The organism is Vibrio sp. 10N.261.45.E2, assembly GCF_002875705.1.
GTDB lineage: Bacteria > Pseudomonadota > Gammaproteobacteria > Enterobacterales > Vibrionaceae > Vibrio.
Genome location: NZ_MCZZ01000115.1, coordinates 1 through 9,303, shown reverse-complemented (window position 1 = coordinate 9,303; position 9,303 = coordinate 1). Strand labels below are relative to the sequence as shown.

Genomic DNA, 9,303 nt, shown 5'->3' with positions numbered 1-9,303 from the left:
GCTTATCCGAACGGCATTAAACCTTCGGGTTGGCGTTTTTGTATCTGTGGAATAAGCAATAGCTAAATCGCAGGTAATAAAAAAGGCTGACATATCTGTTAGCCTTTTAAGTACAGCGTCAGCCTTCTTAATATTTGCAGTGACTATTTCTATTCGAAACAGATCTCGATGAAAGCATTACCCCATTGAGATGAGAAAGGCATGATGATGATTGCCCCGTCACACTTGTGACGAATCGTATGACCTTTACCAGAAACCACAATCGGCGTTGCCATATCGAAGTCAAAACCGCTTTCTGCAAGAATACGTTTTGCACCGCCAGTTACCATGTTAGTGATTTCACCCACCATATCGGTCACTTCTTCGTTGAGGCCGTTTGGTCGCTCACCGAGCATGTTTTCCATGATTTCGAGAGCAAGACCTTCATCAAAGGTGATCGACATAGAGCCACGAGATTGTGTACCCACCATACCAATGAGGCCGGATACATCACCACGAGCGATTTCATCTTTCTTAACTCTCGGTTTTTGTGGCTTCAATTCTAGAGAAGCCATCGTTTTTAATACGTTCATCAAAGAAGCTAAAAACGGGTTTACAAATTCAGCGCGCATAATGTTCTTCTATAATCTTATTCTTTCATCTCGGAGGAGCAAGATTGGCAAATGCCATGCGATTCAATGACATGATTAGTCAATTGAAAGCCATGCTTCTCAGCGTTACTGGCAAGTAGGGTGACAAGCGCATCGTCTTGCAATTCTATCACAGTGCCACATTTATCGCAGATCAGTAGTTGGGAGAAATGTTTGTTGGCATTGCAAGAACAGCAGCATATGAAGCTATTGGTTGACTCAACTCGGTGAATGAAACCTTGTTCCAACAAGAAATCCAAAGCGCGATAAACTGTAGGAGGCTTGGCCTGTGGTTCACTGACTTTCAACTGCTCTAATAATTCATAAGCACTGGAGGCTTTTTTATTAGAGAGGATGAGCTCAAACACTCGCTTTCTTTGAGGCGTTAATCTAACTCCTCGCGATGCGCATATCCCTTCAACTTGCTCTATTAATGTGTGGTCCAAATTTTTCACCATTCAATCGGACATCCCTAATCAAACCTTATTTCTAGGTTACTACGTTTTGGGAGCCAATGATTTCTATTAAAGTCAGGTACAGAGCGTATTGTGACCCACGACTTTGAATAAGACAAGGTAACTCAAAATGACAGTGTGACTCAAGGCATAACTGATTAATGAGGCTGAATGAGAGATCTGGTGAATAGGTGTATAAAAAAGTGTGAGGCAAAGTTCATATAGCACAAACAGGGCATAGCATTTACAATAGCCGACCTTGCTTTTGCTGGGTATTCCAGCATATTTTTTTGACTCGCTACTAGGGTACTTTGCCATGACACATTCATGTAGGTTGTCTGTCGCTCCCATGCTCGATTGGACTGACCGCCACTGTCGTTACTTTCACCGTTTGCTTTCTCAGCAGACTCTTCTGTACACGGAAATGGTAACAACGGGCGCGATCTTACATGGTAAGGGCGACTTTCTAGAATATAACGAGCAAGAACATCCTCTTGCACTTCAACTTGGCGGTTCAAACCCGGTTGATCTTGCTGCTTGTGCCAAGCTTGCCGGTGAGCGCGGTTATGATGAAGTGAACCTTAACGTAGGTTGCCCTTCAGACCGAGTTCAAAACGGTCGCTTTGGTGCGTGTTTAATGGCTGAGCCAGAGCTGGTGGCAGATTGCGTATCGGCGATGAAAGAAGTGACTGATATTCCAATTACTGTGAAAACGCGTATCGGCATCGATGACCAAGACTCTTATGAGTTCCTAACTAAGTTTGTTTCTACGGTTTCTGAAAAGGGCGGTTGTGAGCAATTTACTATCCATGCACGTAAGGCATGGTTGAGCGGCCTTAGTCCAAAAGAGAACCGTGAGATCCCACCTCTAGACTACAATCGCGCATATCAAATCAAGAAAGACTTCTCTGATCTTGTGATTGCTGTGAATGGTGGCATTACTACGCTTGAGCAAACTAAAGAACACTTGCAACACCTTGACGGTGTGATGATTGGTCGTGAGGCTTACCATAGTCCATTTATCTTGGCTGAAGTCGACCAACAGATCTTTGGTTTAGATACACCTATTAAGAAGCGCTCACAGGTTGTCGAAGAGATGTACCCATACATCGAACGCGAACTTTCAAACGGCGCGAGCCTAGGCCATATTTCTCGTCACATGCTTGGTTTATTCCAAAGCATGCCGGGTGCAAGACAATGGCGTCGTTACATCAGCGAAAATGCGCATAAGAAAGGTGCGGGTATCGAAGTAATGCAGACGGCATTGGCGAAGATCCCTAAAGAGCTAAACGTATAATCTCTCTCGAGGTTAAAAGCCAATCTTAAAAGCTTAGAGTTCAAGGTTAAATTCGCCACCAGAGGCTAAATTTACCATTCTGAGTTTCTGATAAGCCACGTATGAAAATGCGTGGCTTTTTATTTGTTTGATAAATAAGGAATTTATTGAGTTTGGCAACTTGGTACAGAAGCTGCAATGTTAGAAAGTAGGAAAGATAGGTCATTAACTCATTAGGGAGACCATTATGTTTGAATTAATCTTTGTTCTTATTTTCGTTGCTACTTTACTTGTAACAGGTATTACGTTCATGACGGTATTAGCGGCCACTGGAGTCGCATTAGCAGTAATGTTGCTGCTGGGTATGATGGGTGTGGTTTTTAAATTACTGCCTTGGTTGATTGTGATTGCAATTGGTGTGTGGTTTTTCAAAAACTTTGTACACAGCTCTAATCAGAGACGTTACTAAGGTCATAGTGCCGTCAAATCTTTATTCGTCAGCGGTTTATCGTTTTAGAATTTAAGATGTGTGGTAGAATTTTCCCCAATAATCTATGAATGTGCATACAATTAGCACTACGATATGGAATTGGAGCTATCTCAAATGAATAAAATGCCATTAATTGCTTTAGTGGGAATGCTATCTTTAAGTTCAGCTGTGTCTGCTGCTGAGGAGTTTTCTTACACGGCTAAAGTCGGTGCTGATATGTGGTGGGGAAGTACAAAGCTAAACGAAGTTAGACAAGATGACGACGCTAACTCTCCTTCGTTGTATTTCGCATTTGAGCACAATGCACCAATGCTACCAAATGCTAGCTTTCGTTATACCTCTGTTGATTCAGACTCGTTGGCTTTTGATAAGTATGACTACACGTTTTACTACACACTGTTAGAGCACAAGTTGATGAACTTTGATGCTGGTGTGACGTTTACTCAGTACTCGAACTCCAATTACATTGAGCCGAAAGCCAATGGTGCGCAAACTAGTTTCGATGAATTTACGTGGAACTTCTACGGTAACGCAGAGATCAATGTTCCTGATACCAACTTCGATATCATTGGTACGATGGAGTTCGGTGATAGCAGTGGTATTAAGAGCACTGACCTGATGGCGGGTGTTCAGTATCGAATCCCTGTATCAGAGTCTGAAATTGCCCTGCGTGGTGGTTACCGTGTTATCGACCTAGATTCGGATGAGTTCTTTAGTTCGGAACTAGGCAAAAGCTTTGTCATGGTCGATGGTTGGTTTGCTGGTGCTGAAGTGCGCTTCTAGGCCATATAAAGCAAACTTAGAACAAACTTTAAGAACGCCACTTTATTAAGTGGCGTTTTTTATATCTTTCTGGAATTAGTTAGCACATTCATCACTTTCGACCATCCTTAATACAGAGATCTAAATAGCGTCTATTCTTATAAGGTCTATGTTGTGAGGTCAAAGCAAGGGATGGAATATGACACTCAATGAATTAAGAAACTTATATCGAGAAAACCTGCTAGTTGAAGCGATCATAGAGCCCTCAATTCAAGAGGGGGCTTGGGTTGTCGAGTTTCGCCACATGGGAGGTGGCTTTGTTCTGCTCACTGATGTTCATGGAGAAGAGTGTCATTATGCGGATTTAGACCTAGCATCTAAATCGGCATTGGCAGTTGGCTTTCAACAAGTACGTATTGAAAACCAATAGTTAATTTTCCTATTTAATCGGTTTTTACTTCCAAAAAGTTATAAAACATACTTTTCTATTCTTTCTTGTTATTAAAAGGAGTGGTTAATCTATCGTCACGCAATGATTAGGGATGTCGTGACCATGTCTTTAAATAAGAAAGAGTCTTCACAAAATAATAATGCACAGTCTGGGGCTAACGAGTTACCTGGGCTAGCTGCACCACTTAATGACCAACAATTGGGTCATCTTCAGCAAACTGTTTCTGAACTGTCTTCACAGCAACTGGCATGGGTCAGTGGTTACCTTTGGGGTGTGAGCCAAGCTCAGCCAGTAGGCGCTGCTGCGCCAATCGCTCAAGCGGCCGCTGCGGTAGCGTCTAAGCCAGCGGGTAAGCTAAGCATTATCTTTGCTTCTCAAACAGGTAATGCCAAGGGCGTCGCTGAATCACTAGAGGCAGAAGCTAAAGCCTTAGGAATTGCGGTCGAGCTTTTCGATGCGAGCGATTATAAAGGTAAGAACCTAGCCAAAGAGACACACGTTATTTTCGTCGCTTCAACCAATGGTGAGGGTGAAGCACCTGACAACGCCATTGAGTTACACGAATTCCTTCAATCGAAGAAAGCGCCAAAGCTATCAAACCTACAATACGGTGTGATTGGTTTAGGCGATTCGAGCTATGAGTTCTTCTGCCAAACCGCTAAAGACTTCGATAACTTCCTCGCTAAGCTTGGTGCTAAATCGTTTGTTGATCGTCTTGATTGTGATGTTGATTACGAAGAGTCTGCAACGGAGTGGCGTGCTAAAGCGTTATCACAAGTTCAAGAAACGCTATCGACAGGTGCTGAGGCCGACATCGTCCAGTTACCAGTAGGCCAAGCGGCTACAGATCACTCGCAATACACCAAACAAAATCCCTATACGGCAACACTATTGACGAGCCAGAAGATCACCGGGCGTGATTCGGGTAAAGATGTTCGTCATATCGAGATCGACCTTGATGAGTCTGGCATTACCTACCAACCTGGCGATGCGCTAGGTGTCTGGTATGAAAATAGTTCAGAACTCGCGAATCAGATTCTTTCTAAGGTTGGGTTATCGGGTATCGAAAGTGTCGATGTCGATGGTGACAATCTATCTATTCATAGTGCGCTAGTCAGTAAATTTGAGATTACGGCTTCAAACCCTCAGCTTGTGACTAAGTTTGCTGAGTTATCGGGCAGCAAGAAGTTAATCAAGCTGGTGGAAGATAAAGACAAGCTTCGTGAATACGCGGGCAATACACAAATTGTCGATGTATTGGCTGAAAAGAAAACCAAACTATCAGCTGATGAATTAATTGGTCTGCTACGTAAGCTTACCCCGCGTCTCTACTCTATTGCGTCAAGCCAAGCAGAAGTAGATGAGGAAGTTCACTTGACGGTTGGTCTAGTTGAATATCAAAAAGGCGAAGAGTCTCGTTTAGGCGGAGCTTCTAGTTTCTTAGCTCAACGCCTTGAAGAAGGTGGCGAAGTTAAGGTGTTTGTAGAGAACAACAATAACTTTAAGTTACCACAAGACGACAACACGCCAATCATCATGGTCGGCCCGGGTACAGGTATCGCACCTTTCCGTAGTTTTGTTCAAGAGCGTGAAAACAATGATGCAGAAGGTAAGAGCTGGTTATTCTTCGGCGACCGTACCTTTACTCAAGATTTCTTATACCAAGTCGAATGGCAGAAACACCTCAAATCTGGTGCGCTAACTAAGCTAGATGTTGCTTTTAGCCGTGATCAAAAAGAGAAGGTTTATGTTCAAGATCGCTTAATCGAACAAGCCGAGCTGGTTTGGCAATGGCTGCAAGAGGGCGCGTATCTCTATGTCTGTGGCGATGCGACTCGAATGGCAAAAGATGTTCATGAAGCGTTAGTGACTATTGCGGAAAAGCACGGCAATCAAAGCCGCGAACAAGCTGAACAATATATTAATGATTTACGTAAAGCGAAACGTTACCAAAGGGATGTGTACTAATGAGCAAGCAAGTAATAGAGCAAGAAGTGCTAGGTCAAGTACTTGGACCTTTGGCTGACAATGAGCGTTTGAAGCGTGAAAGTAGAAATCTACGCGGTACGATTGAGCAAGATCTCCAAGACCGCATCACCGGTGGCTTTACTGCCGATAACTTTCAGTTGATTCGTTTCCACGGTATGTATCAACAAGATGACCGTGATATTCGTAACGAACGTACCAAGCAAAAGCTCGAACCTTTACATAACGTAATGCTTCGTGCGCGTATGCCTGGTGGCATCATTACCCCTAAGCAATGGTTGGCGATTGATAAGTTCGCAGACGAAAGCACTTCTTACGGTTCAATTCGTTTAACGACTCGTCAAACGTTTCAGTTCCACGGTGTGTTGAAACCAAACATTAAGTTGATGCACCAAACGCTGAATAGCATTGGCATTGATTCAATAGCGACTGCGGGTGATGTAAACCGAAATGTTCTGTGTACGACAAACCCGGTTGAGTCTGAACTTCACCAAGAAGCTTACGAGTGGGCGAAAAAGATCAGTGAACACCTATTACCTAAGACTCGCGCTTATGCAGAAATCTGGTTAGATGGTGAAAAACTAGAAACAACGGATGAAGAACCTATCCTAGGTAGCAATTACCTACCGCGTAAGTTCAAGACGACGGTTGTAATTCCTCCGCAGAATGACGTCGACGTTCATGCTAACGATCTTAACTTTGTTGCAATTGCTGAAGACGGAAAGCTGGTGGGCTTTAACGTATTAGTAGGCGGCGGTCTTGCAATGACGCACGGCGATACCTCTACTTATGCACGTAAAGCTGACGACTTTGGTTTTGTGCCATTAGATAAAACGTTAGATGTAGCAGCGGCAGTGGTAACGACTCAGCGTGATTGGGGTAACCGTTCAAACCGTAAGAACGCAAAAACCAAATACACACTAGATCGTGTTGGTATTGATGTATTCAAAGCTGAAGTTGAAAAGCGTGCAGGTGTTGAATTCTCAGAAAGTCGTCCTTATGAGTTTACTGGCCGTGGTGACCGCATTGGTTGGGCGGAAGGCATTGATGGTAAGCACCACTTAGCGTTATTCATTGAGAATGGCCGTTTGCTTGATTTCCCTGGGAAGGCTTTAAAAACCGGTGTTGCTGAAATAGCGAAGATTCACAAAGGTGACTTCCGCATGACAGCGAACCAAAACCTAATTGTTGCAGGTGTACCTAAGAGCCAGAAAGCAAAGATTGAAAAACTGGCACGTCAATACGGCCTGATGGATGATGTCGTTACCGAGCAGCGTAAAAACTCAATGGCTTGTGTGGCATTCCCAACATGTCCTTTAGCAATGGCAGAAGCTGAGCGTTTTCTTCCTGAGTTTGTAACAGATGTTGAAGGTATTCTGAAGAAACATGGATTACCCGAGGGCGATAATATCATCCTTCGTATCACGGGTTGTCCAAACGGTTGTGGTCGTGCAATGTTGGCTGAACTGGGTTTAGTGGGTAAGGCTCCGGGGCGTTACAACATGCACCTAGGTGGCAACAAAGCCGGAACACGTATCCCTAAAATGTATAAAGAGAACATCACTTCAGCTCAGATCTTAGAAGAGATTGATTCGCTGGTGGGACGTTGGGCTACAGAGCGTAACGATAATGAAGGGTTCGGTGATTTTACCATCCGAGCTGGCATCATCGAAGAAGTGATCATTTCAAAGAGGGATCTGCATGCATAATTCTGTCGCTTCAAAGTTGAAGTTAGCAGAGCTACTCGCATTGACTAAGACGGAGCAAATACTTCGTCTTGGACAAATCAATGCTGAGTTGGAGCAGCTAACCGCATTAGAGAGAGTTAAGTGGGCTCTAGAACATTTAGAAGGGACACATGTTGTGTCTTCTAGTTTCGGAATCCAAGCGGCATTGATGCTGCACCTAGTGACTCAAGCAAAACCAGACATTCCGGTTATTCTGACGGACACTGGGTACCTATTCCCTGAAACATATCGATTTATAGATGAGTTAAGTAAGAAGCTGACTCTAAATCTTCAAGTCTTCCGTGCACAACAGAGCCCTAATTGGCAAGAAGCGCAATATGGAAAACTTTGGGAACAAGGCATAGAAGGGATAGAGAAGTACAACAAACTCAATAAAGTTGAACCGATGAGAAGAGCGTTAGATGAACTCGAGGCTGGGACATGGTTTTCCGGTTTAAGAAGAGAGCAATCTCAATCGCGCGCAAATCTACCAATTTTATCTATCCAAAATGGTGTGTTTAAATTCTTGCCGGTAATCGACTGGACGAATAAAGATGTTCACTATTACTTAGAAGAGCATGCTCTCAGTTATCACCCGCTTCGAGAGCAGGGTTACCTTTCTGTTGGAGATACACACACGACTAAGAAGTGGGAACCGGGTATGACTGAAGAGGAAACTCGTTTTAATGGGCTGAAACGCGAATGTGGTCTCCATGAAGATGATGGTGAGCAATATGGTTCTGGAATTTAGACTTATTGCTGTTTAAAAAGCTGCCATAAGGCAGCTTTTTTAGTTTTTAGGGGATAAAATTAGAGCGGTTGTGGATAAGTCTGTGGTTATTGTGTAGTTACTTTGTAGTTAAAGCTGCATAAATAAGGGTTTGAGTGTTTATTCGTCATGTAAGTGTTATTTTTGCATTTTTCTTTAATAAACACTTGCCAATATGATGAACATCTCTATAATGCCGCCTCACTGACACGGCAGACGCCATAAGGCTTCAGCGAAGAATGTTAGTAAGGCAACTAGCTTTGAGTGATTATTCGCTCCTACTTTTAGAAAGTAGAAATTAATTTTCAAAAGTGTTTGACACTGAGAATTAAGTCGCTAGAATGGCCGCCTCTTCCGAAGTGATGTAAGTCACAACGAAGAGAAGCTCTTTAACAATTTAAACCTATCAATCTGTGTGGGCACTCGTTGATGAATATCAAAGCGTTTTATCGTTAGATAAAACAGATTCTTCGGAATCAAAATTGATTTCAATGAACTGAGTGACCAATACAAATAATTACTTTCTTTGTAGAGAGCGGTTATTTGGCACAGTCAATTCATTATCATTCTGTTGGAATGGTAATAGCTTTAGAATTACATAGTAGTTTTGAAGTCAGTATTCGTTGAGTCACGCCTATTAATTTAGGTAATCAAAATCTTAAATTGAAGAGTTTGATCATGGCTCAGATTGAACGCTGGCGGCAGGCCTAACACATGCAAGTCGAGCGGAAACGACACTAACAATCCTTCGGGTGCGT

The 9,303-nt window shown here is 43.1% G+C and carries 9 protein-coding genes; 7 read left to right on the top strand and 2 right to left on the bottom strand.

Annotated elements, in window-relative coordinates:
* Positions 1-149 precede the first annotated feature (149 nt).
* Together BCT34_RS10440 and zur are read right to left on the bottom strand one after the other, a co-directional pair.
* The gene (locus tag BCT34_RS10440; RefSeq protein ID WP_017059940.1) at positions 150-611 is read right to left on the bottom strand and encodes a chemotaxis protein CheX; all 462 of its coding nucleotides are present in this window, start codon (positions 609-611) and stop codon (positions 150-152) included.
* Between the two features lie 17 nt (positions 612-628).
* Entirely contained in the window at positions 629-1,087 is a 459-nt protein-coding gene (gene zur / locus BCT34_RS10435) for a zinc uptake transcriptional repressor Zur (RefSeq protein ID WP_017059941.1), read from the bottom strand.
* A 313-nt stretch (positions 1,088-1,400) separates the two neighbouring features.
* On the opposite strand from zur, the gene dusA reads away from it, so the two are divergent.
* From dusA to BCT34_RS10400, 7 genes are all read left to right on the top strand, one after another.
* Positions 1,401-2,381: a tRNA dihydrouridine(20/20a) synthase DusA gene (gene dusA / locus BCT34_RS10430; protein WP_076651513.1), complete on the top strand. Its 981-nt coding sequence runs from the start codon at positions 1,401-1,403 to the stop codon at positions 2,379-2,381.
* A 226-nt stretch (positions 2,382-2,607) separates the two neighbouring features.
* Complete coding sequence (gene pspG, locus BCT34_RS10425; RefSeq protein ID WP_076651512.1) at positions 2,608-2,829, top strand: envelope stress response protein PspG; 222 nt, start codon at positions 2,608-2,610, stop codon at positions 2,827-2,829.
* 135 nt (positions 2,830-2,964) lie between these two features.
* A complete protein-coding gene (locus BCT34_RS10420) occupies positions 2,965-3,633 on the top strand; it encodes a TIGR04219 family outer membrane beta-barrel protein (protein ID WP_076651511.1) in 669 nt (222 codons plus the stop codon).
* Between the two features lie 178 nt (positions 3,634-3,811).
* A complete protein-coding gene (locus BCT34_RS10415) occupies positions 3,812-4,042 on the top strand; it encodes a hypothetical protein (protein WP_076651510.1) in 231 nt (76 codons plus the stop codon).
* 123 nt (positions 4,043-4,165) lie between these two features.
* Positions 4,166-6,031 carry an assimilatory sulfite reductase (NADPH) flavoprotein subunit gene (locus tag BCT34_RS10410; protein WP_076651514.1) on the top strand — a complete coding sequence of 622 codons (1,866 nt, stop codon included), beginning with the start codon at positions 4,166-4,168 and terminating at the stop codon, positions 6,029-6,031.
* A complete protein-coding gene (gene cysI / locus BCT34_RS10405; protein WP_076651509.1) occupies positions 6,031-7,758 on the top strand; it encodes an assimilatory sulfite reductase (NADPH) hemoprotein subunit in 1,728 nt (575 codons plus the stop codon). Before BCT34_RS10410 ends, cysI begins: the two co-directional genes overlap by 1 nt.
* Positions 7,751-8,527 carry a phosphoadenylyl-sulfate reductase gene (locus BCT34_RS10400; RefSeq protein ID WP_076651508.1) on the top strand — a complete coding sequence of 259 codons (777 nt, stop codon included), beginning with the start codon at positions 7,751-7,753 and terminating at the stop codon, positions 8,525-8,527. The genes cysI and BCT34_RS10400 overlap by 8 nt, the downstream gene beginning before the upstream one ends.
* Positions 8,528-9,303: the final 776 nt, after the last annotated feature.